The organism is Alicyclobacillus sp. SO9, from assembly GCF_016406125.1.
Lineage (GTDB): Bacteria > Bacillota > Bacilli > Alicyclobacillales > Alicyclobacillaceae > SO9.
The window spans coordinates 4900289-4923596 of record NZ_CP066339.1 but is presented as its reverse complement, the minus strand read 5'-3'; the positions used below and the strand labels follow the sequence as shown (position 1 = coordinate 4923596).

General features: G+C 48.3%; 19 protein-coding genes and 1 riboswitch. Of the genes, 8 read left to right on the top strand and 11 right to left on the bottom strand.

All coding sequences use genetic code 11. The features are described from left to right. Nucleotides 1–115: 115 nt before the first annotated feature. Both GI364_RS23000 and GI364_RS22995 read left to right on the top strand, forming a co-directional pair. Nucleotides 116–1402: an IS110 family RNA-guided transposase gene (locus GI364_RS23000; RefSeq protein ID WP_198853839.1), complete on the top strand. Its 1287-nt coding sequence runs from the start codon at nucleotides 116–118 to the stop codon at nucleotides 1400–1402. 418 nt (nucleotides 1403–1820) lie between these two features. Beyond that, nucleotides 1821–3551 carry a methyl-accepting chemotaxis protein gene (locus GI364_RS22995; RefSeq protein WP_198851492.1) on the top strand — a complete coding sequence of 577 codons (1731 nt, stop codon included), beginning with the start codon at nucleotides 1821–1823 and terminating at the stop codon, nucleotides 3549–3551. Between the two features lie 28 nt (nucleotides 3552–3579). Here GI364_RS22995 and GI364_RS22990 read toward each other — a convergent pair whose 3' ends face one another. The 5 genes from GI364_RS22990 to GI364_RS22970 form a co-directional block, all read right to left on the bottom strand. Beyond that, entirely contained in the window at nucleotides 3580–5259 is a 1680-nt protein-coding gene (locus tag GI364_RS22990; protein WP_198851491.1) for a glycoside hydrolase family 13 protein, read from the bottom strand. Between the two features lie 119 nt (nucleotides 5260–5378). Then, nucleotides 5379–6200: a carbohydrate ABC transporter permease gene (locus GI364_RS22985; protein WP_198851490.1), complete on the bottom strand. Its 822-nt coding sequence runs from the start codon at nucleotides 6198–6200 to the stop codon at nucleotides 5379–5381. Continuing rightward, nucleotides 6200–7060 carry a carbohydrate ABC transporter permease gene (locus GI364_RS22980; protein ID WP_198851489.1) on the bottom strand — a complete coding sequence of 287 codons (861 nt, stop codon included), beginning with the start codon at nucleotides 7058–7060 and terminating at the stop codon, nucleotides 6200–6202. The genes GI364_RS22985 and GI364_RS22980 overlap by 1 nt, the downstream gene beginning before the upstream one ends. Nucleotides 7061–7117: 57 nt before the next feature. Then, entirely contained in the window at nucleotides 7118–8383 is a 1266-nt protein-coding gene (locus GI364_RS22975) for an ABC transporter substrate-binding protein (RefSeq protein ID WP_198851488.1), read from the bottom strand. 23 nt (nucleotides 8384–8406) lie between these two features. Next, a complete protein-coding gene (locus GI364_RS22970; protein ID WP_198851487.1) occupies nucleotides 8407–9441 on the bottom strand; it encodes a LacI family DNA-binding transcriptional regulator in 1035 nt (344 codons plus the stop codon). Nucleotides 9442–9730: 289 nt separating this feature from the next. On the opposite strand from GI364_RS22970, the gene GI364_RS22965 reads away from it, so the two are divergent. The 3 genes from GI364_RS22965 to GI364_RS22955 all read left to right on the top strand — a co-directional run bounded on the left by GI364_RS22965 (nucleotide 9731) and on the right by GI364_RS22955 (nucleotide 12227). Next, on the top strand, nucleotides 9731–10189 hold the full coding sequence (locus tag GI364_RS22965) for a DUF2231 domain-containing protein (RefSeq protein ID WP_198851486.1): 459 nt from the start codon (nucleotides 9731–9733) through the stop codon (nucleotides 10187–10189). 302 nt (nucleotides 10190–10491) lie between these two features. Then, the gene (locus GI364_RS22960; protein WP_198851485.1) at nucleotides 10492–11049 is read left to right on the top strand and encodes a helix-turn-helix transcriptional regulator; all 558 of its coding nucleotides are present in this window, start codon (nucleotides 10492–10494) and stop codon (nucleotides 11047–11049) included. A gap of 134 nt (nucleotides 11050–11183) precedes the next feature. After that, complete coding sequence (locus GI364_RS22955) at nucleotides 11184–12227, top strand: DUF6270 domain-containing protein (protein ID WP_198851484.1); 1044 nt, start codon at nucleotides 11184–11186, stop codon at nucleotides 12225–12227. A 60-nt stretch (nucleotides 12228–12287) separates the two neighbouring features. On the opposite strand, the gene GI364_RS22950 is transcribed toward GI364_RS22955, so the two are convergent. From GI364_RS22950 to GI364_RS22935, 4 genes are all read right to left on the bottom strand, one after another. Then, nucleotides 12288–12776 (bottom strand): NUDIX domain-containing protein, encoded by a 489-nt coding sequence (locus GI364_RS22950; protein WP_198851483.1) that lies wholly within the window; start codon nucleotides 12774–12776, stop codon nucleotides 12288–12290. Between the two features lie 73 nt (nucleotides 12777–12849). Beyond that, nucleotides 12850–13776: a TPR end-of-group domain-containing protein gene (locus GI364_RS22945; RefSeq protein ID WP_198851482.1), complete on the bottom strand. Its 927-nt coding sequence runs from the start codon at nucleotides 13774–13776 to the stop codon at nucleotides 12850–12852. A gap of 12 nt (nucleotides 13777–13788) precedes the next feature. After that, complete coding sequence (locus GI364_RS22940; protein WP_198851481.1) at nucleotides 13789–14709, bottom strand: GNAT family N-acetyltransferase; 921 nt, start codon at nucleotides 14707–14709, stop codon at nucleotides 13789–13791. Nucleotides 14710–14776: 67 nt separating this feature from the next. Beyond that, a complete protein-coding gene (locus GI364_RS22935; RefSeq protein WP_198854174.1) occupies nucleotides 14777–15364 on the bottom strand; it encodes a DUF3238 domain-containing protein in 588 nt (195 codons plus the stop codon). A 1539-nt stretch (nucleotides 15365–16903) separates the two neighbouring features. On the opposite strand from GI364_RS22935, the gene GI364_RS22930 reads away from it, so the two are divergent. Further along, nucleotides 16904–17224: a PadR family transcriptional regulator gene (locus GI364_RS22930; protein WP_198851480.1), complete on the top strand. Its 321-nt coding sequence runs from the start codon at nucleotides 16904–16906 to the stop codon at nucleotides 17222–17224. Then, on the top strand, nucleotides 17224–18105 hold the full coding sequence (locus tag GI364_RS22925; RefSeq protein WP_198851479.1) for a hypothetical protein: 882 nt from the start codon (nucleotides 17224–17226) through the stop codon (nucleotides 18103–18105). Before GI364_RS22930 ends, GI364_RS22925 begins: the two co-directional genes overlap by 1 nt. On the opposite strand, the gene GI364_RS22920 is transcribed toward GI364_RS22925, so the two are convergent. Together GI364_RS22920 and GI364_RS22915 are read right to left on the bottom strand one after the other, a co-directional pair. After that, nucleotides 18072–20882, bottom strand: coding sequence for an AAA family ATPase (locus tag GI364_RS22920; protein WP_198851478.1), 2811 nt, complete (start codon nucleotides 20880–20882; stop codon nucleotides 18072–18074). The two genes, GI364_RS22925 and GI364_RS22920, sit on opposite strands and share 34 nt — an antisense overlap. Nucleotide 20883: 1 nt before the next feature. Continuing rightward, nucleotides 20884–22230, bottom strand: coding sequence for a hypothetical protein (locus tag GI364_RS22915; RefSeq protein ID WP_198851477.1), 1347 nt, complete (start codon nucleotides 22228–22230; stop codon nucleotides 20884–20886). A gap of 125 nt (nucleotides 22231–22355) precedes the next feature. Then, nucleotides 22356–22455: riboswitch (TPP riboswitch) on the top strand. A 73-nt stretch (nucleotides 22456–22528) separates the two neighbouring features. Here GI364_RS22915 and tenA point away from each other — a divergent pair. After that, nucleotides 22529–23218 (top strand): thiaminase II, encoded by a 690-nt coding sequence (gene tenA / locus GI364_RS22910; protein WP_198851476.1) that lies wholly within the window; start codon nucleotides 22529–22531, stop codon nucleotides 23216–23218. Nucleotides 23219–23308: the final 90 nt, after the last annotated feature.

Sequence of the window (23308 nt, the reverse complement as noted above, 5' to 3'; positions counted from 1 at the left end):
TCCTGTAATGAATTAATTTCGGGTTTGAACAAAAAAGAGCGCCTCCTGTATGCTGGGTTCCGAATGCAGGACATTCATTCCCTAATTGAGGAGGACGCTCAACATGAAGTATAAGATGCAGCAGAAACAAAATCAACGAATTCAACAAATTACCGATTGTACCATCATTGTGGGTGCTGATATTGCAAAGCACACCCATGTTGCAAGAGCCATTGACTTTCGTGGAATTGAGCTTGGTAAAGAATGTGTGTTCAGTAACGATGATGAGGGCCTAACGAAACTTGTAACGTGGATGAAGGAGTTGCAACAACTGCACAGCAAAACCGATGTTGTGTTTGGCGTCGAGCCGACCGGACACTACTGGTTCCCGTTAGGTGCCTTCATACAAGACTTGAATGTTCGATTCGTGCTTGTGAACCCACATCACGTCAACAAGAGCAAAGATTTAGAGGATAACTCACCGACGAAAAACGACTACAAGGATGCTAAGGTCATTGCCAATCTCGTGAAAGACGGCAAGTACACCGAGCCCAAACTCCCGACTGGTGTTTATGCGGATTTAAGAATCCTCATGAACCTCAGAGAGAAGGTCATGGTGAATTTGGGGCAAGTGCAAATGCGGATTCAGAACTGGCTTGATCGCTTCTTTCCGGAATACACCCAGGTGTTTAAGGACTGGGAAGGCAAGGCGTCACTCATTACACTGCGTACGTCTCCGTTTCCGCAGGACATACTCTCGCTAGGCGCCAGTGAGGTTGTGAGGCAGTGGAAAAAGGATGGTGTGAAGCGGGCTGTCGGTATGAAGCGAGCCATACGGCTTGTCAGTACCGCTGAAAGGTCCATTGGTCTGAAAGAGGGGCTCACAGCTGCCAGGATAGAGATGAAAGCTTTGCTGGAACAGTACGACATGTTCACACGGCAGCGTGATGAAATCATGGCTCAGGTAGAGCAACTACTGAACCAAATTCCAGGCACAGAAGAAATGCTCAGTGTGCCAGGAATGGGTTTTACGACACTTGCTGGATTCTTGGCTGAAGTCGGTGAGCTACAGGGATATGAGCATGGACAACAGATCATTCGGCTTGCTGGACTGAATCTCAAAGAGAACAGTTCTGGGGTAAGAAAAGGAAAAACAGGCATTACCAAACGAGGTCGTTCTCGGCTGAGGGCATTACTATTTCGGGCAATATTACCGATGGTAGCTAAGAACGCTGAATTCAAGGCACTGCACGAGTATTACACGACACGGGCACATAATCCCTTGAAGAAGAAACAGTCGCTCATTGCACTATGTGGAAAACTCATTCGTGTTCTACACACATTGGGGACAAAGCAAGTTCAGTACAACGCTGAGGATTTACTGGGGCCACTTCGGAGGTCCCAACTACAGGTGGCAGCTTAACCGATTTGAATCAAACTCGTCAGTTCGATTTACTCGCTTGTACACGATGAATCGCCAAGACAAACAGAAGCACGGATAAGCCGTAGTATCCACACCATAAGGGCAACGACCCAGTAAAGGAGCAAGAAACGGCATCCACCCCTTGAGAGGTAGTACGAAGGAATGTGAGGGCATAGACCCAGTGTGACATGGGAGGGTAAACCGCAAGGGAACGTGTGGACATCCAAATGTGCGAACAGATTTATGTTCCATGTATTGGTAAAACAGCACCAATCTCTGTTCCTGCTACGGAGTACCCGTTTGAAAATTCGCTCATCTAGCATTCTGGTAATCTCTCTCAAATAGTCAAGGTGCGTAATCGTGAGAATAAGAGAGTAAATAGGAGAAAACATTAATTTATAGTGGGAGGTTCCAATACTTGAGTCGGATTGTACAATTAAATAAGAGTCTTATCGTAAAGATTTCAGTACTACTGGGTATCTTAATACTGGTGATACTCTCCCAAGTCGTTGTGAGCGGTTTTTTATCTCATTCTTTAATTTCAAACTTGAAGACATTGAAAAGCCAGGATGTGCTTTTCAGCCAGTACATACATAAAGCCAACGACGCATTTCTGACGATGGACGATCAATCGAACATGTGGGTAGGACTGTACCAGCAGAATAAGAATTCTACATTGGTGACACAGACCTTGGCGCAAGTTAGAACAGCTCAAAAGCAGATAACTGCATCTTTGGATTCGGCTGAAAAGTACGCCGCTACCAAAGAGGAGAAATCCACCATTCAAAAAGCTTTGAGAGATACGAAGGCATACACGGGCTATTTCAACCAGGTGTATCAGTACAATTACTCCAACCATGCGAAAGCTGCCCACATTATGTATGTATCAAACGCAAATGCTTCAAATAATCTTACAGCCGATCTCCTTACACTGAAAAAGTTTGGAGAGAAAAGTGTCCTTCAACATGCGACTGCAGCAAGCAGCAGCTCGAGGACCAGCTTTTTGATTTCGACAGTGATTGGCGCCATTGTGGTCGCCCTTAGCATTCTTACGCTGGTCTATATCAGAAATCTATTAAAACCAATTCCGAAGATTACAAAGGCGCTGACACAGGTGGCTGATGGGAACCTCACGATTGAAGCCGTACGTCACAATAGCAAAGATGAGATGGGTCAGCTTGCTTCCGCTTTGAACTACATGATGGATAGGCTGACACAACTGATATCTAAGGTGTCTCAATCATCGGAACAAGTTGCGGCTGCTTCACAGGAATTATCCGCGAGTGCTGAGGAAACAACGAGGGCAACGAATCAAGTCGCAGCATCCGCCCAGGAGGTAGCTGATGGGGCCGAAACACAGGTCCAAGGTGCAGAGGAAAGCGCACATGCAATGAATGAAGTGGCAGCAGGTGTCCAACGCATTGCGGAAACGTCCAGTTCGGTTGCACATTCTGCTGTGGGTGTGTCCAAGTCAGCCGAAACAGGAGAGCGTTCTCTGCAGCAAGCGGTTCAGCAAATGCAGTCCATACATGCGGCTGTTCAAACTTCTTCACAGCAGTTGGAACAATTAGCAGAGCAGTCAAGTCAGATTGGGAGTATGGTGGACGTCATCACTCAAATTTCCAGTCAAACCAATTTACTGGCACTGAATGCTGCTATTGAAGCTGCGCGGGCCGGAGAGCATGGCACTGGCTTTGCGGTGGTAGCAGACGAGGTGAGAAAGCTTGCTGAGCAATCTTCTCAATCGGCGAAGCAAATCGTTGATATTGTGGAGCAAATGGAAATCAACACTGCACAATCCGTGACTGCGATGCATCACGTTACAACAGAGACGGAAACAGGCACTCAAGTGGTACAGCAGACAGGACAAGCGTTCACGAAAATTCTTGAAAGCGTCAAGAATGTCTCAAGTCAAATCATGGAAGTGTCTGCAGCAGCTGAGGAAATGAGTGCATCGACGGAACAAGTGACTGCGTCCATTAATGAAATGGCAGGGATATCAAAGCAATCCAATGCTCAGATCCAGACAGTGGCTGCGTCCGCCGAAGAGCAGTTGGCTGCTGTCGAACAAATTTCGGCGTCATCGACGGAGTTAAGCACAATGGCTGAGCAAATGCAGCAATTGATAAGTACGTTCAAAGTAAAGTAACCAACCACCCGGTGTAATACAGACCGACTTATTCTTTCTTGAGACAGTAGACTCTTGACTCATAGGGACGCAGTTTGAAGTTGTTGATGTCTGCGGCATCGTCAACAGCATAGTTTGAAATCAACAACTCCGACTCGCCTTGGAAATGAGAAGAAATGCTTTCAGGCAGTTGGAACTCAGGTGAACCCTCGTAGAAATTGCAGACGACAAGCAGGGTTTCGCTTTCAAGTGTTCGCAAGTAAGCGTAAATCTCCTCATGGCTCTCGAGAATGAGTTCATACCTTCCGTCAGTAATCACGTCGTATTGTTTACGTAATTGTATGAGTCTTTGATAGTAATAAAAGATTGAATCCGGATTTGCAGTGGCTTTTTCAACGTTAATTTCGGTGTAGTTAGAGTTCACTGCAATCCAGGGTTCTCCTGTGGTAAATCCTCCATGAGGTGAGTCATCCCATTGCATGGGTGTACGTGCGTTATCTCTGCCTTTTGCATATACAGCCTGCAAAACCTGGTTGGCATCAGCGTTGCCTTGTACCACTTGTTCATTCCACATATTCAAGGTTTCTAGGTCTTTGTATGCTTCAATTGATTCGAAGGCAACGTTTGTCATCCCAATTTCCTCACCCTGGTAGATGTAGGGGGTTCCCTGCAACATATGGAGGAATGTGGCCAGCATCTTTGCTGATTCAACGCGGTAGTTGGTGTCGTCGCCAAATCGCGAAACCATTCTGGGTTGATCATGGTTGTTTAAGTACAAACTGTTCCATCCACGGTTGTAGAGACCATCCTGCCACATCGTCATAACCTGCTTTAAATCGGACAGGGACCATGGGACCAAGTCCCATTTTCCGTGGGGTCCGGAGTCGAGCTCAACGTGATCGAATTGAAAAATCATGTTTAGCTCACGTCGGTCTGTACCTGTATACAGCAGTGCTTCCGCCGGATTCACGCCCGGGGTTTCACCGACTGTCATGATGTCATAGTGAGCGAGTACTTCATGGTTCATTTCCCGCAGAAATTCGTGAATTCGCGGGCCATTGACGTAGTATTCTTCTGAGACTCCAGAGCCTTTGAAGGAGCCTGCGGCGTTGTCAGACTTCAAGGCTTTTGAGATGAGGTTGATGACATCCATTCGAAACCCGTCAATGCCCTTATCCAGCCAAAAACGCATGAGATTGTAGACTTCTCGCCGGACATCGGGGTTTTCCCAATTCAAATCAGGCTGCTTCTTTGAGAATAGGTGCAGAAAGTATTGAGCTGTTTGCTCTTCGAATTCCCAGGCCGATCCGGTGAAAACAGATGTCCAATCATTTGGCCTGTCACGCCAAATGTAATAGTCTCGGTAAGCGTTCGTTCTCGAACTGCGAGCATTCTGAAACCAGGGGTGTTCGTCAGATGTGTGGTTTACCACAAGATCCATCATGATTTTGAGCCCGAGTGCATGAGCATCATGCAGCAGTGCATCAAATTCCTCCATGGTCCCAAACTCACGCAGAATCGCCTGGTAATCGCTAATGTCGTAGCCGTTGTCGTCGTTTGGAGATTCGTAAATGGGGCAGAGCCAGAGAACATCGACCCCCAGTTGATGGAGGTAGTGCAACTTGGCGCGGATGCCACCGAGATCGCCGATACCGTCCTGATTTGAGTCCATAAAGCTGCGGGGGTAGATTTGATATACGACTGCTTGTTTCCACCAGGCTTTGCTCATGTTTGTCTCTCCCTATGCCGATGTTCATCTTACATGTCTCGAAGGATGTCTCAAGGGCAGGTGTATGGTTCTTGTTGAACTGTGTGCTTCCGCTTTTGTCAGCGATACTAAATACTGAATTACTTGATGCTGCCCTGTACGACACCGTTGATAATGCGTTTCTGCAGGAAGATGTACACCAGAATCATCGGCAGCAATGCCAGTAAATAGGACGCGAATGATAGATTGAAGTTCGTGTGAAACTTGGACTGAAACGCGTATTGAACCAAGGGAAGTGTCATCTGTGACGGTTTGGACAAGAGTACCAAAGGAAGCATGAAGTCATTCCAAACAGTCAGCGCGTTCAGAATACCAATTGTAGCATTAATCGGCTTCATCAGCGGGAAGATGACACGCCAGAAAACACTCCATCGACTGGCGCCGTCAATCAAAGCTGCTTCTTCGAGCTCAATCGGAATCGACTTGAGATAACCCACATATACAAAAGTATTGAACGAGAGTCGGTAGACTACGTACAGAATAATTAAGCCAATCCGATTTGCCAGGTGTAATTGGCTCATTTCCTTTACCACGGGCAGCATGATAATTGGAAATGGAATAAACATTGCGCTGATAAAGTAGTAGTACAGGAACTTGAAGAACCGTTTATGCATGTTTCTCGCAATCGCGTAACCCACCATGGAATTCGTCAGGATGATGAGAACCACGGATGAAATGGTAATCAACGCACTGTTGCCAAAACTGCGAAAGTAGTGAGTCACTTGAATGGCTTCCTTAAAATTGTTCCAATGTGCGTGCACAGGGAAAGAGAGCACGGATTTGGCAAGTTCCTGCGGATTCTTCAGCGCAATAGCAATAGTCATATATAAAGGGAACAAAATCAGCAACGACCCTAAAATTAGCAAAACTGTTACGGTCCAGTTCGTCTTTGTTCGATTCATTACATTTGCACCTCACGTTTCTGTAAGAATCGAACTTGGATGATGGCAATCATCACAAGTACAATCATGAACACAACCGCGTTTGAAGACTGGTATGCGAACTGTCCGCCGTTGAATCCGTTGTTGTAAATCAGCCATGTGATAGATTCTGTTGCGTCTCCGGGGCCGCCGCCTGTCAGGGCAACGATTTGATCGAAGACTTGCAGGAACTGAGTAGAAGCCAGAACCATATTAATTGTAAAAAACGGTGCGATGAGAGGGAATGTGATGCGCCAAAATTGTCTCCAGGTGCTGGCACCGTCAATACTCGATGCTTCATAAATATCGGACGGAATGGTCTGAAGCCCGGCAAGATATAAGATGGTATTAAAGGCGACTGCCTGCCATACAGCCACAATGGCAATTCCAACCCACGCATATTGAGGGCTTCCCAATATGTTCTGCGCGAGCGCTGTAAACCCAAGGTGCTTGGCTGTGGAAGGTGCCAGGTAAGCAAAAATGTAGTTAAAGATGTACGAGACAACAATCACGCTTAAGATGTTTGGCAGAAAGTAGACAGCCCGAAGTGTCTGCCGTACTTTCACATTCGCATTCAGTCCTAATGCAATCACCAGACTGATAATATTCGTGAAAATAACGGTCACAACTGCAAATTTGATGGTGAACAGATAGGAATGCAGCACCTGCGGGTCCTGAAACAGGTTGATGTAATTTTTTAAGCCGACAAAATGCATAATGCCAAAACCGTGCCAGTTGGTAAAACTGTAGTAAATGCCCTTTAGAGCCGCGTACGTATGAAACAAAAAGAACAGCAGAGCTGCCGGCAGGGCCATTAAGTAAAATGGAAGAGAGCGTCTCATGGTGCTGTTCCCTCCTAAAATGAACCGGGGGCAAGGCCCCCGGGCTGATATTGGAGATTATTGCTGCTTTATCGCCTTTTGATAGGCGCTGTCGAGTGATTTGAGGAACGTAGCCGGGGCTGTCTTTTTAACTAAGAAACCTTGAATCATGTTGCTGACATTCGCATCCATTGCACTTGGATAATAGTGATCCGGGTAGTCAGAGATACGCCCAGCCTTCATGTACTGTTGCAGAGGTGCAACGATGCTGCTGGAATCCTTGACTCCAGTTACTGCAGAGAACAGCTTCTGACTGTCGGAATAAGACTGTGCCACACTCTTTTGAATAAGGAAATCGATAAACTTCTGTGCGTCTGCTGCGTGTTTTGTCTTTGTCGTCATAGTTAAGACGGAGTCGATACCTGAGACTAACTTGGTTTGGCTCGCGTTGTTTGTAGCCGGGAACAGGACAGCACCGAGTTTCAACTTGGGATTCGCCTGCATGATGGAGGAGATGGCCCAATCCCCCTGGATATAAAACACGGACTTTCCGTTTGCAAATGCCTTGTTGGCGTCGTTGTAGCCCTTGCCAAATTCACCGGGTTCACCATAGGAAGCTAGCTGCTGCATACGTTTTGCTACGGTCTGATAGGAGTTGCTAAAGGTGGCTTTGCCAGACTTCAGGTCTTTAAAGAAATTCGGACCTTGAAGGTTGGCGGCCAACGCGTTCCACGGTACCATTGTGGTCCAGGAGTCCTTGAATCCAAAATAGAACGGTGTTCCTCCTGCTGCCTTAATTTTTTGCGCATCAGACATCATTTCACTCCACGTGGTTGGCGGTGTGAGCTTATATTTTTTCAGCAATGTCTTGTTGTAGAGCAGGGGTTCTGCATTGACAGTGAAGGGCAGACCGTACGGATCACTTTTACCTACTTCTTTCTCCAACATTTTTACATATGTTGGGTTGATGTTATTCAATTCAGACGACCCAGCAAAGCTCTTGAGCACACCAGTCTGCGCCATCTCAATGAATGTGGAATCAGCACCCATGGAAATGATGTCAGGCAGTTGGTTTTTAGTTAGGTCTGTTTTTAAAACGGTATCCGCATTTGGCGGATTAATTTGCGTGATTTTGATGTTCGGATTCTTTTGCTCAAACTGCTTAATGAGTTTGTCAAACTCTCCTGCCGCTTCCGTTTTGTTCTGAAGGAACTGCAAGGTTACTTTTCCACCTGAACTCCCTGTTGAACTGTTTCCAGAAGAATTCGATGTCGAGGAACCGCAGCCGGTAACGGCTGTAGCTAAGGCTAGAAAGCCTGAAACGGTAATGATGACTCTTTTCATGAAAAATGACCCCCTCTGAGTTTTCAATCTAAAGCTTCATCCGAAATGACAGTCACTGATTCTCTTCCAATAACCTGGTAAGGAATGTAGTGGCTCCCGCCGTTGGCTGGCCTGCTCTTACCTTCCAAGAGATCAATGATGTAGTGCACTGCTTCACTTCCGATTTGTTCGAAAGACTGCCTGACTGTAGTTAATTTAGGTGTAACCATGTCCGCCATAGCGATATCATCAAAGCCAACAACTGAAATGTCCTCGGGGACGCGGAGGTTGTTGTCATAGAGGCAACGCATGGCTCCAACGGCCATTTCATCACTGGCAGCAAATACTGCCGTAAATTTCACTTCAGCACGGTTTGCCAACAAATCTGTCATGGCCGCATAGCCGTGTTGATAGCGCCAATCTCCATATGCCACGAGGCGCTCGTCATAGTTGATGTTGAAGTGTTTTAAAGCCATTTGGTATCCGTTGAATCGAGATTTACCAGAAACTTCATCCTTCAGGTGACCGGAAATCATGGCAATTTTCGTGTGCCCCCGTGAGACAAGGTATTTGACTGTGTCAAAGGCGGCACCTACGTCATCTGTCTTGAACGACGGCAACTCGGCAGAAGGGCTTTCTGTTAACGTGAGCACCACAGGAATCTTGAGCCGTTTTAACATGTTGTCATGAGCCGAAGGGATGTAGTCGCTGGAGACAATAATGCCGTCGACTCGATGCTCCTTCATGAATTCCACACCGAGCACGACACGGCTTTGGTTACTGTCTGAATCATACAGAATGACTTTCATTCCTCGGCTGGTTGCGGCCCTGTTGACACCCTTGTACAGTTCACTCACGAAAAAATCACTTACGTTTGGGACAATCAGCCCCAGAGTGCGAGTTCTTTTCGAACTGAGGCTCCTTGCAACTGCGTTTGGCCTGTAGTCCAACTTCTCCATCGCGTCTAGGACACGTCTTTTGGTTTCGTCCCGCACGCCCTCAGGCGCATTCACGACTCGGGAGACTGTGGAGATGGATACGCCAGCTTCTTTTGCGACAGATTTAATGGTAACCTCCATTTTGCCCTCCCCTCTGAACGTTTTCATAAAAACGTTTTCAAAATAAATTTTAGTTGTTCTTGCCGTTAAATATAAACAGTAAGCGGTATCATGTCAATAGTTCATACTAACTCTATGAAAACGTTTCTATGAAAATATCATTTGGAAAAGTTGGTGACATTTATGCTGTAGAATCTTGTCGATTCAGAGATAACAGACCCCTTTTGTGAACAAGAATTTGAAGTGACTTTGAATTTAATTCACTAGAGTAAGGCCCACATTACCTGAATTTATTGACTGGAGGTTGGCTATGGTTTCGGCCATCATTCATCTGTTTCCCGCCACGATTCACCCAATGGTTGTTCACTTTACCATTGCTATCATTTACTTAGCTGGTTTAGCTGGATTGGCGGGACTGATTTTTAGAAGAGATAACATGTATCCGAGGGTGTTCTTAATTTTATTGGCGTTCTCAATTCTGGCAACACTGGCTGCCGGAGTTGCCGGTGTGATTAGTGAGTCATACGCGCACATCACGCCAACGGTCGCAAAAATTCTCGCGACTCATAAGAAGTACGGCGAATTCACAGGTGTTTTGGTTGTTATCGGCTTTGTGCTTCAGGCGTGGAAGTGGTGGAACAAAGGCGAGGACGCTAAAGTGTCGCTGCCAGCCTTCTTCTTCACAGTTGTAGCAGTCATCATGGTAAGTTTAACGGGTCACCTAGGCGGAATGATGGTCTATCACCATGCGTTGGGTGTAACAGGTTAACAGTAAAGATGCAACGTTCCGGGCCCATCAGCAATTTCTGGACGAATGAACGCGGCCCTCACTATAGACCTTGGTTCTAATAAAAAAGAAATCTAGCAAAAGGTGCACTGCGGCGATGACAACAGGACCTGTTTCGACAAGTCTCGAGTCTATCGCCGTTTTTGCTTTTAGGAAAAACTCCTTCAAGTTTGTTAAAACACTGCCTTTTAACGTAAACTGTAGAAATCTATTGTTGTCACTACCGCAAGCTCGCACACGTCTTTATTCAGGGGCTCAAATCTATTTCGCCAGGAGAATGACAGATGGAAACAACTTTGAAGCAGATTTTGGAAGAGCGGGACATTCAGCCGGCTTGGGTGGCACACGAGGCAGGCATATCTCGCGGCGAGATGCGTCGCCTGATGAACGGCAGGGCTGAACCCACGTTGGACACAGCGCGGCAGATTTCGCGCGTGCTTGGGCTGGGTTTTTATGAGTTATGGCCCGCGGAAGAAGCGGCTAATCGCAAAGCATCTACAGGCAGAATGTTTCTCAAAATCCTGTATACCCTGTACAATTACGCCCAGTATCCCGTGATTCTCGTCATTACCTTTCTTATGATTCGATATTCCACCGGTTACAGTACGCATCCCGGTGTCCACGTCGCTATGTCTACAGCCCTCATCGATGTCCTCACCCTGCGCAATCTGCGTCGGTGGAACATTTTCAATCTCGGCTCCGTCTTAATATTGAATGTGTTTGGCGCTTATATTATTTTAAGAGGCGGCGATCCGTTAGAATTAAAGGTAGCAGGATGGTATGTTCTGAGCGGCCTGCTCATCGCTTTGACGAATGTCATGTACAGAAAAAAGGCAGTGTAACAGGGCAGACCGGGAAGCCACTGGGAAGCCTGGTCGAAAGAGAACCCATGTGCAGTCCATCAAGTTTTGAACAGCCCATCGGCTGTCGCACTGGAAGTAAGGGTGAAAACTTACTTAAAAGGCGTGTTCTCTGTATGACGATTGATGTTGCTGTGCTCGGAAGTTGTGTTTCAAGAGATCTCTTCAATTCAAAGTTTGTTTCAAACTATAAGAATTTCTACCAGTGTGTCTTGACACAGAATCAGTCTTCTATCATCAGCCTCATGTCCGAATCCACGCCATATGTCCCGGACGCTGCGGACAATTTATCTGCTTATCAAGAATGGAATGTTCGGACCGATTTCTCCAAGGAGTTCCTCCAACAGCTTAAGGACAAACAGCCTTCGTATTTGATTCTCGATTTCTTTGCGGACATTCACTTCGGTTGCCTTCAACTTGGGCCAAATCAATTTATCACGGACAACCGCTGGATGGTTCAAAAGACAAGCTCTTACAAAGCCATGGTACAGGACATGAATTCCGGTGATATGAACGTCAGGCGGTTGAACCTTCGTGACAACCATGACGAGTATCTAGCACTGTGGAAACAATCCATTGACAAACTGTTTGCGTTTCTCCAAGCAGAGGTACCGCATTGTCAGATTGTATTGCACCAGGCCAGAAACGTTGGAGAGTATATGAACAAAGACGGTGGGCGTCAGCAATTTGAGACCAGCGGAAGGGTGTTGAAGATAGATGTCCCGCACTACAATCACTTGTGGGATACTTTGGACAGGTATGTCATCGAAACCCATCCGGTGCATTGCATCAGTGTTTTTCACAAGGATTTGGTGTCCTTTGAAGACCATCCCTGGGGGCCGTTTTATGTCCACTATACCCTTGACTATTACCGCGACTCCATGAACGAATTACACCGCATTGTTTTGGATGACCGGCTTTCATCGGAACGCGACACGTTCTACTTGTCTTTAGTCTCGGATTTAGGTCAGGCTGATAAGAGAAAGACACAAATTATTAAGGATAAAGAGAAGAAGATTGAAGCGTGCCAAAAGAACGGAAGTGAGTCTTCCAGCGAAACATCGGCAGAGTCGGATCTACCGTCGGTTCCTCGGCGAGTGAAACGTATTGTTCGGCACAAAATTATCAAACCCTTACGCAGAGTGTACGAACATATCTAGAGTTTGAAGAGAGACATCGGTGGCAGGGAGATGCCATACGTCAAAACAGTTAAAACAGCATCATTTGTTTCTTGCGGGTTTCTGAAAAAATGTGCGTGACGTTGTCCTGGCTTTGAACAGCTCTATGGGATAGGAGAACTGAAGCGGCGGCAAGGAGTCAACGGGAAAATACTTATAGTCTCCAATTTCACCGTCAACCGGCTGAAGGGTACCACTTTCTACACTGCATTCGAAGACGAAGTTTAGGTACTCAACCTGATTGCCGTCAGGATACACCCAACGAAACTCATCCCCGCCGAATACTCCCAACAGGCCTGTCGGTACGACGCTCAGTCCAGTCTCTTCGTAGACTTCCCGAACGACAGCTTCTGAGGGTGTCTCTCCAATTTCAATGGCGCCTGCAGGAAACCCCCACGTTGTATCAACAGCCTGCTGTACGAACAGAATTTCGTCCTTCTCGTTTCGAATAATCCCTATAACACTTGGGCTGAAAATTAACTGGGTTCCGATTTTCTGGCGTAGTTTTTTGTAGTACTCGGACATTGGCAATTGTCGTTCCCTCCTTTGGTTTCTTTGCACAGACGGCGCTAATTATGCGGAATAAACCGCGACGGCGTTTCTATTAGCCCCATCTGTTTGCAAGGCTGCAAATTGCTTTACTCTCAATTTCTTCAAAATCCGCGGGGGAGAAGTGTCCTAACCCCTCTTTAGCAATCAGTTCCGTGGGAATGCCGACACTCGTTAAGACGGATGACGTTTCACGCGAGATCTCGTAGAAATGGTCTTCCAGTCCCGTCACGATAAATCCAGACTTATTCATCCCCTGCTTCGTCTCAGCTTTTTGTCGTAATTCTGCAATGTCCTTAATTGCCGGTACGACTGCTACAAAGCCAGGCGACTCATCGCGTTCCAGAGCTTCTTCTATGGCAAGTACGGCACCTTGGGAAGCGCCGGCAGAGATTGCTTTCCGATTTGACAGGTCCATATTAGCCAGGCAAGTCGCAATATCTTTCTTTGCGATGTTACGGTCATCCCAACCGTATGAGTGGGGTCCAATCAGCTGTGAAGACTGAATAAATACAAACCGGTACTCCTCTAAAGCTTTCTTATGCAGCCAGTAGCCAGAGAAGGATTTAATGTTTGAAGCTCGCCAGTGCAATGCAACCACAACGACATCAGATGTTGGGTTCCCGAACTCTTTGACAACCGCTTTGGCATGTTTTTTTTCTTCCTGCAACTGAGTTTCACAAAATTGAATGAGTTGCTTGAAACGGCGATCGTCATGCAATGGAACTAAATCAGTCTCGTTTCGAAGACTATCCGGGTTCCACCAATAACCGTTCTCAACTGTCTCCTCCAGTTCGCGGACAGCTGATTCGTAGTCTGTTGCAAGCGCATAGAGACAAGCCTGCCACAGTCGTATTGAAGCTGTTTTCTCGGGGAACTGCCGCTTCATGCCAGAAATGAGCTTTTGCGCTTGTGAGTAGTCCTTCGCACTTGCCAAGACAATCAGTTGTTGAGCTTGTTTCATGAACTCATTTTCGTTCACTTGATTATCTCCTCACCCAAATACTTGTGCAGCAATAGAGAATAAATGGGAATTGCGGCGATTCGGCAAACTAGCCTGATTTAAAGCCATAATCGGCGGCTGGGCCTCAAGTCTGAACCCTGATTGTTGCAGCGCAGCTGCGAACTTGGTTTGCTCGGCAGGGATGTCAATACGAAGTCTCTTGTTGGATGCGTGTGCAAGATAAGCTGTGAGGTGAAGGGCCGTGTCTGAGTCAGGGGCTACAATTGGACCGACTATCAGATTCACACTTCCTTCTATCGATAAAGCATAGCCGACTATTTTCCTCGCGCTGTTCTTGGCGACAACCGCTGCTTTCGCCTGACGCAGACGCACTGACAGAAAAGTATCTCGTCGTGCTCCAAAAGCAGCTTCATCAAGATTGGTAACATAAGCAAAATCGCTGGGGACGTAAGGTTCAATGATGTAGTGAGTGCTGGCTGAACTGAAAGTTTGTTGGTATTTAACGTGATCGCATAAAAATTTCTGAACCCTGCCAACATGTCCGAACCCCAGCCGTTGATACAGCCGTTCGCCCTCAGGCGTCGCAATCAGCATGATGGGTACAGTCTTCGGGAGACCTTGCATACACTCTAGCGTGACCTTTGTGCCCAATCCCAGGCCTCTGTACGCTGGGTGAACAATGACCAGGCCCAGTGACGCTAACTTCACGTCCGAGAGACCATTCGTATACGGGACGATGGCCGCCGAGGAAACGATTTCACCCGAGGAATTTCTATGACCGTATACCTTGCCCGATACCATGACGGTTCTCACTTCTGCTTCGTCATAGTCCCAGCCAACTCTTTCAGACAACCTGACAATCTGCGGGATGTCTCGTGCGTCCAATTCATTCAAGGACAAATCAAGCTGATTCACAGGCAGTGTCCTTTCCCCGTCTCTGAGTTGGGTCACTCATACGATGACCTTGTCAATGACCTTGTCATATGCGTCGTTGCACGCCCGAACGCGCCTTGACAGACTAACAGGTTTTTTCAAAGTGGTACTCCATATCACCCGACATTGCTGCCGGCGTGTCACCGGTCTCATGAAAGTTATGCACATATATCAATTCAAATTCTCCGAAATCTACTTGCTTGTAAAACTCGTAACACGGAAAACCATCGTGGGAACCTGAAACCTGAATCGTTCCATTCTCTTGGACCGTTGCATTTACCTCGTAGTCTACAGTTGGGGCATCAAGACGAAGCGGATTGCGGGCACTGGCCCTCATCACAAATGAGACCTCATGGATGCTCCACGACTCCTCTTTCACGACAATTCCGTCTGTAGCTGCTTTGCCCTCCTTCAAGTATTGACTACCGTCCGCCTCGGTCACCCTAAGTGTTGTGACTCCCGTATTTGCGAATGTGAACAATTTTCGCTTCATAAAATCCACTGTTACTTCCTGCTCAACGCGGGATCGACCCGTATTTACAGCATTTGCCGTAAACCACCGTCCGTCTGCCGCATATTCATGAATCTCTCTCGTTTCGGGAGTTTCTCTCGGCGGAAGCCAGTTCATTCCGCCAATAAACACGCTGGCCCTTATTTTCACAATTTCAGCCATTAAACTTGTCTCCTTTGTCACTTCGAGTGGTGATCCAACTCCGGCCAATGACTGCCACTCCTGAAAAGAGTCCTTCGAGGAGACTCTTGTTAGTTCCTGCAAAATCCCATCCAGCAGCGGGATCGGCAATAGAGATAAGCGGAAAAGTTCCCATTGTCCATTGCAACGGGCGTTGAGTGGGCAATTGGCAGCAAATGTACAGATGCGGGCGGCCGGGCCGTCGGATGTGTTCGTTGTCACGGTGGTTAGTGATCCTTTTGCTCCCTATTACGACACCCGCCAGAGGATAGTGATCGATGGGATCACTATCCCCAACAGGCCCTCTACAATAGGGATCCCGTTGCACCCTAACGCCCAGGCTCCCGCCCGACGCTCCCCAACTTAGTGTCCATTTATGACACTAATGCCTCGGGCCCGGTGGCAATAGGGATCTTTGCGCTCCCTATTCCATCGCCCCTCCGCGAATAGGGATCTTTCCGGACACTAATCGCCTCCCGACTCCCCGCGCACGCCCCCGTCCCGCCTGCCAGTAGCGGGATCGGCAATAGAGATAAGCGGAAAAGTTCCCATTGTCCATTGCAGCTGGCGTTGAGTGGGCAATTGGCAGCAAATGTACAGATGCGGGGCGGCCGGGCCGTCGGATGTGTTCGTTGTCACGGTGGTTAGTGATCCTTTTGCTCCCTATTACGACACCCGCCAGAGGATAGTGATCGATGGGATCACTATCCCCAACAGGCCCTCTACAATAGGGATCCCGTTGCACCCTAACGCCCAGGCTCCCGCCCGACGCTCCCCAACTTAGTGTCCATTTATGACACTAATGCCTCGGGCCCGGTGGCAATAGGGATCTTTGCGCTCCCTATTCCATCGCCCCTCCGCGAATAAGGATCTTTTCAGGCACTAATCGCCCCCGGCGCACGTCCCCGGCGCACGCCCCAGCCTCGCCTGCCAGCAGCGGGATCGGCAATAGAGATAAGCGGAAAAGTTCCCATTGTCCATTGCAGCTGGCGTTGAGTGGGCAATTGGCAGAAAATGTACAGATGCGGGGCGGCCGGGCCGTCGGATGTGTTCGTTGTCACGGTGGTTAGTGATCCTTTTGCTCCCTATTACGACACCCGCCAGAGGATAGTGATCGATGGGATCACTATCCCCAACAGGCCCTCTACAATAGGGATCCCGTTGCACCCTAACGCCCAGGCTCCCGCCCGACGCTCCCCAACTTAGTGTCCATTTATGACACTAATGCCTCGGGCCCGGTGGCATTAGGGATCTTTGCGATCCCTATTCCATCGCCCCTCCGCGAATAGGGATCTTTTCAGGCACTAATCGCCCCCGGCGCACGTCCCCGGCGCAAGCCCCCAGCCCGCCCAGCCCGCCCTGATCGGCCCCCTGGCCCTCCGAGGACCTTGACACCTGACCTAGTGTAGGTTAATATTCAGTTGCACTTAGTAATTAGTAATTAATACGTGCTGCTTAGTAAGTGGCGGTGCGGGTGCTGTAGCACGTGGAAGTGCAAACACAAGACGGTAGGTGAAGAGAATGAAATCGGGTGAATTGGGTCGCTTTGCAGATACATCGTTTTTAATTCTGTCTAGTTTGGCAAGCGGTCCGAAGCATGGATATGCCATGATGGAAGACATTCTAAAATTCAGCGGTACGCAATTGGAACCGGGGACACTGTACGGTGCTATCACCCGGCTGGAAAAGCGGGGATGGATCAGAGCGCTTGACTCTGAGGAACGGAGGAAACCTTACGAAATCACGAGCGATGGCGCAACGGCCTTGAAAAAACAGGTGGAGACTTTGGAACAGGTTTCATCGGTGGGCCGATCCCGCTTGCAAATCCTGGAGGGCTTTTAATGATGTGGATGCTAAAACTCTATCCACGCCAGTGGCGCAATCGGTATGAGGATGAAGTGACAGAAGTTCTGATGCAACACGATGTTACTGTTCGCACTGCCATCAGTCTGTTGTTCGGAGCGCTGGACGCGCATTTGAATTACGAGTATGAGAGTATACGAAACGGAGTGAACATGATGGTGGAGAAGCTGAAGCGCAGTACTGTCTTGGCATTCTGTGCGTTTATGATTTATGGTGTTGGTTTTAGTTTGTTGCAGCGGCTGCCTGATCCAACGAATACGTACCAAGCTGCCGCACAACAGTATCCGGCTTTCAATGTGCTGTACGACAGCAATTTCATTGTTGGCTGCATCGGGTTTTTCGTGTTTCTCGGGGTTGGCCTTCCGCTCACTTACGCGGCAGTAAAAAGGGCTTTCGTAAACCGCCAAAAAGAGGTGCTGCGGCCGTTCTCTGTTGCTGTCCTGTTTTTGCTGCTATTTGCAGCGGCAACGGGTACAGTTGCGCTTTGGCACCCACAAGTTCATGTGTACAGCTACTTGATTGGCTACTTGGTACTAACCGCAATGCTGCTCATCGGCGGGACCGTGGCGCAGGCCCTTGTGGTAAAGAGATCGGAATATAAAATGAAAGAATTGCAACTGCTCTTCATTCCCAAGGTTGTCATTCTCGCGGGTATGACGGCTTCTGTACTGCTGTCTGTTGGACTCATCGCGGCAGTGAAGCTGAATGCAGGACAACTGTTTCAGTCACAGGACGTGGGCTGGCCGATGGCCGTCATCGCCATAGTGCTCATGGCCATCGGAACGGGTCTGGGTTGGATTGCCATAAAAAGTGGTCGACTGACAGATCAAAGCCGGGGATCCATGGGTTCACTTTCATAAGCCATCGCCGCTAAGACACACTCGTGAATTCTGTCCACTCTGTCCAGTTTTAAAAAACGCTCGACACTCTCTATAGACAGCATAAATTCGTTCAAGGCGTTCCGCATTTTCTTCTTGGTGGAGCGCTTTTTTAATTTTTCGAGGTTTTCCGGCTCCAAATAATCCATGCCATAGATAATACGCAAATACTCACGTCCGCGAACTTTGATGGCAGGTTGAATCAATTCATCAGCCTTATTGCCATCGCGATGTGCAGAGGTTGCGATAAAATTGAGCGGCTTGAACACAAAGCCTTCGTGTCCTTCAGACGTGGTTTCCGCCCACCAGTCAATTATGTCAGCTTTCGCTTTTTCATCCGACATTTCGACCACACGGTATGGCGTGTCAATGACGAGATCACTCAGAGCTGCCAACCGCTGTGCTTGCTGCATATGCCATTCGTGGGTCTTGTCGAAGTGTGACGTCGAGTCGAAACCCAGTATGTGAAACGGGGCAATCTGAATGGCGTCAGGCTTGTCCAGGTTCCAACAGAAGTAGGTGAAGGCCCGTTGAAACCGGCGGGCGTTGTCCAGTTTTTGCTCAGCGGCAGCAATCTCCACATCAATTTGCCTGCCTTGCGGACCCTGCGGTCCTTTCGGCACTCCGAGCGATCCCTGCACGCCCTGTGGCCCATCCTGCAGATCCTGCTGTCTCTGCACTCCGTCCCTTCCACTGTCATCCAGACCAGCCCCTGCGTTCGGCGCCCTGTCTGACTGGTGTTTTTCCTTAAACTCCGAGAGCGACTGCAGGTGCTTCTCACGTGTATACAGTGCTGCGTCTGCAACAAGGCCGTACTGGTTTTCAATGAGATGAGCTGCTTTCAAGTTCCACGGCAGTATTTCCGCATCAAGCAGCAGTACATCCGTGTTCATTTCAGCGAAGTACGGTGCAAAATCCGCAACCAGTTTATGAACAATCCGCTGCTCATCTTCGTCATTGAAAAACTTAGCGTTCGTGCGAGTGAGAATAGTCCCCAGTGTAGCTCGGTTGATGTAGCGTTTCCCAATTTGTTCTGTGCGGAACAATGCGAGAACTGCCCGGCTTCCCATGTGTTTCTTCTCTACAATAAGGCGTTTCACGCCCAAGGATTCGAAGTAATCGAAGGCTTCCTGCGGATGTTCCAGATAGTCCTCCAACGTAGACGTCTTTGGCGGGGGAGACATGGTTGGCGGTATATAGAACATTTCTTCGATCCTTGCGCTGTGTGTGCTCACGGTCTCAATAGCAGACTTTACGTAATCCGGGTGAGCACGGAGTTTCTTCCACCTGGTAGCAACCTCGAAGCCTTCATTGTATTTCTGGATCAAAGGTACATCAAATCGGTTTTGGTAATACTGCAAAATTGGATTATCTTCATCCGGGACAAAACTCTGTGCAACCTTTTCCTGGACGATGTCCATCTCCGGGTAGCGGAGCATCGTCAGGTAATGGCCGCAGTAGCCGCCTTGGTCAATGTTGATGGTGTTGCCAACGACCTGTGCTTCAGGATGAGGGACATGTCCCCAAATAACCAGCACACCGTTGTGGTGGTTTTGGGTCCAATCGAGACGGTTGGGCTTCCCGTTCTCCAACAATCCATCTGTCGGTCCAAACCGGCAAAAATCGCGAACGGTCTCATCCTCTTTGCCCATCATGTCGTCGTGAATGCCCGCGTGGACAACCACAGCACGAACATGACCGTCATCCTCAATGACCAGGTGAGACGGCAAGGACTTTAAGAACTGAGCCCACTCCTTCTTTACTACGGCAGTCTTATCTGCTCCGTACTCCTGTTCGAACGCCTCCATCTCTTTCACAAACACTTCGTCACCATGTTTCATGGACACTTTTCTGCCTTCAAGCCAGCGCCATATTTTGTAGTTATGGTTGGAGTCGACAGCATACGCCAAGCCTGATTCGACGTGTTTCTTCATCATGTTTATCATCGCAATGGATGGATACTGCCCGTATTCGACGTTTTTTGCATCGACAGGTTCCGACCCGCGGCTGGTCTCATCGTTCAGATAAACCAGTTTCCGTCCGTCTGGGTGACGGTACAGTCCGTCTTCTCCCTGCACGTATCCAGCCTGTTTGATTAGGGCAATTCGTGATGCCAGCAAGCCGTGGCCGTCGCCCATCACGTCGAGGCCTGATGCCAGGTTTACATAGAGGCGGTTTGGCTGGATATGCAGGCTGGTGTGAGCAGCATCTGTCACGACGTAAATGTTCCGCACACCCAGTTGATTCATGTCTCGCTTTCGTTTTAGAAGCTGCTTCATTGCGCGAAACTGTTGTTTGAGCTTTTTTTCGCCCCGTGGGAACTGTCGCGTTGCGTCATACTTCAGGGCAGTTTCCAGCGGTGTGTTAAACACGACGACAGAGACAGGTATATGCTGTGTTTGAGCTATCTTCACATAGGATTCGATGTCCTCAAGGTACAGGCTGGTCGCGTCGATAACCGTGAGTTGCCCGTGCTTGGCACGAATGGCCACAGTTTGGTGCAGCAGCCAAAAGGCATCTTGTGACATGGCTTGAAACCTTTTGGCGGAGGTGGTTCGGGCGCGGTTGGGGTCGCCGTCATTTTCCCTAGTGCTTCTCGGGGCTTGAGCCTGAAAGGGTTCGTCGGATATAGCCAGCCTGAACTCGTCGCTGCTGCAGATTTGCGAAGGCGTAAAGTGTGACTTGGCAAAGTAGCTTTTGCCCGTGCTGGACGGCCCTGACAAGATGATGATTTCGTTATATTGAAAGTCCAATTCCATGTCAATTCACCTCCCTGATGAGAACGGCCATTTGTGTGGGCTGACCACAGTCACGGTCCATATCTCCAATTCCCTTAATTTCATAGGCGTATCCGGATTGTTCGCTGTGCATCCTTATCCAATCGTGAAATTCCTGTCGGCTCATTTCAAACCGGTGATCCCGATGCCTCAACTCACTCCCCATCCCATACACCTCGTTGTACTCCCGGTTGGGCGTCGAGAGCAGCAGAACGCGCGGGTGGTAAAAGGTCAGTAACAGATTCATCGTCTCATCTATCCGGCTGCGGTCAATGTGTTCGATGACTTCACACAAGAGAATGCACTCCTTGTCAACGAGCCGCTCGTCTCGGTAGAAGAGGGAGCTTTGCAGGATTTTCGGTTCCACCAGCACAGTGCCAGATCCATCCTTGTGCCATTCAGCCAGGCGGTAGTGTATGCTGGTGAGGGCTTGTTCGGCGGGATCGGTCGCGATGATTTCGGTTAAGTTCTGATTTTGCACAAGCAGGCGAAGCAGTTTGCCTTCGCCGGCCCCCATATCTACCACCTGCTGGACACCAAGCTTTTGAATTTCCCGCAAAAACGTTTCATAGCGAAGGTCGTTTAAGGCTGATTTGAGCGCCGAATCTGTCCCTTGCTGTGCGGCAGGCACCCCAAGTTGCTGAACTGTGCTTTCAATGAGATTGGCCTTATAACGCAGATATCGTTTCAGGATAAAGTCAAGCAAAGGGTGGCTTTCAAGCCATCCGCTGCCATACCGGACGAGTTTTTCTACTTCATTCGTTGCAATGCGGTGGTGCTTGTAGTTGTCCATGACAGGAATTAAGACATACAGGTGCCTGAAGACAGAGACAATGTCCGTTTCCTTGGTAAGGGTCATGGCCATGACTTGACCGCTGTCTGACACAAATCCGTAATGTGATTGAATGTGCTCAATAGAAACTTCATATCCAAGGGGGGTCAGAAGTTCCTGCACCGTTTCGTCCGACAACTTGGTGGATACGGGGCCAAATTCGAGAGTGACGTTATAGAGCCTGTCGATGTTATCGTAGTCCGGACTCAGCACATGGCCAATACTGTTGCGAATGCTGGTGAGAAAAATGGTGGACAGAGAAAACTCCCTGTCGGTAATGTATTGCTCCAGCCCTCTATAGCCGCTGTCTTGTGTCATCGCCAGTCCATTGGCATGAAAAGCAACAAAGCCTTTTACAAACGCATCGGTATATTCAATGAATTTAAATTCAACGATTCCAAATTCTGTATCCCGATGATAAGGATGGTCAGGATGTTTCCCAAAAAAGTAGGATACGAGGTCGGCTTTCTCACCTTGAATGCTAAAAGTGATTTGCATGAGATGTCCCTTTCATACAACGTATTATCACCACTATAGTCTATTTTGGGATTCACTCAAACTTTCTATGGTATGCCAGACGTGTCGTCTATGATATATTAATTGTGACTGAACATTATTGAATATGGAGCCACTAGGGGAGCAGTAGCTGAGACAAGGAGGTATCCTTGAACCCTCGTACCTGACCTGGATAATACCAGCGGAGGAAAGTGGCGGCGTACACCAAAGAGATCGTCATGGGTTTCTTTGATGTTCGACCTCCCCGAAGCGGCCTCCACCACAAAAGGAGGCTATTCTTATGTCGTATTCTAACTATCTTCGCCAAGAAGAACAGTCCATTTTTCGCGAAATCTATCAACACCCCTTTGTGCAGGGGATTGCTGACGGAAAACTCCCGCAAAATTCAATAATTCATTACGTACAACAGGACACGCAGTATTTAGATACGTATTGTAGAGTCTATGGCCTGGCTTTAGCCAAATCACGCACTCCACACCAACTGCGTCTGTTTTTCAACCGCATTGGAGTTCTCCTGGAAGGTGAGACCATCCCTCATCAAAACCTCTGTACAGCAGCTGGTGTTGTCCATTCGGAAATTACCCGCCGTCCTGTTGAATTAGCCCCAACCGCATATCATTACTCGAATCACCTGCTGTCTATTGCACAGACAGGTACTCTTGGGGAGATCGTTGCCGCGGTTCTTCCATGCCACCAAGTCTATGTGGATATTGCTCAACGGATGATGCGGGATATTCGTCCAACCGAAGACCATCCTTTCTACCAGTGGCTCACGTTCTATTCCAGTGAATCTATGGTATCCGGATTGTCGGTATTAACTTCCTTAGTTGATGAACTTGCCGAGTCAGCAGATGAGACGTATCTCTGTGCGATGCAATCTGCCTATAGGAAGAGTTGTTGGCTTGAATATGCATTCTTTGATATGGCATTTCAAGTTGAAGATTGGGCGCTTCGAAGGACAAGTCAGTAAACGCCGCAAGAAATGACTCACTCTTTATTTATCTGAGTGCGTATCTGTTTGTTTATCGCATCGGCAGTTGTGGTGTTAGTTGGATAGATA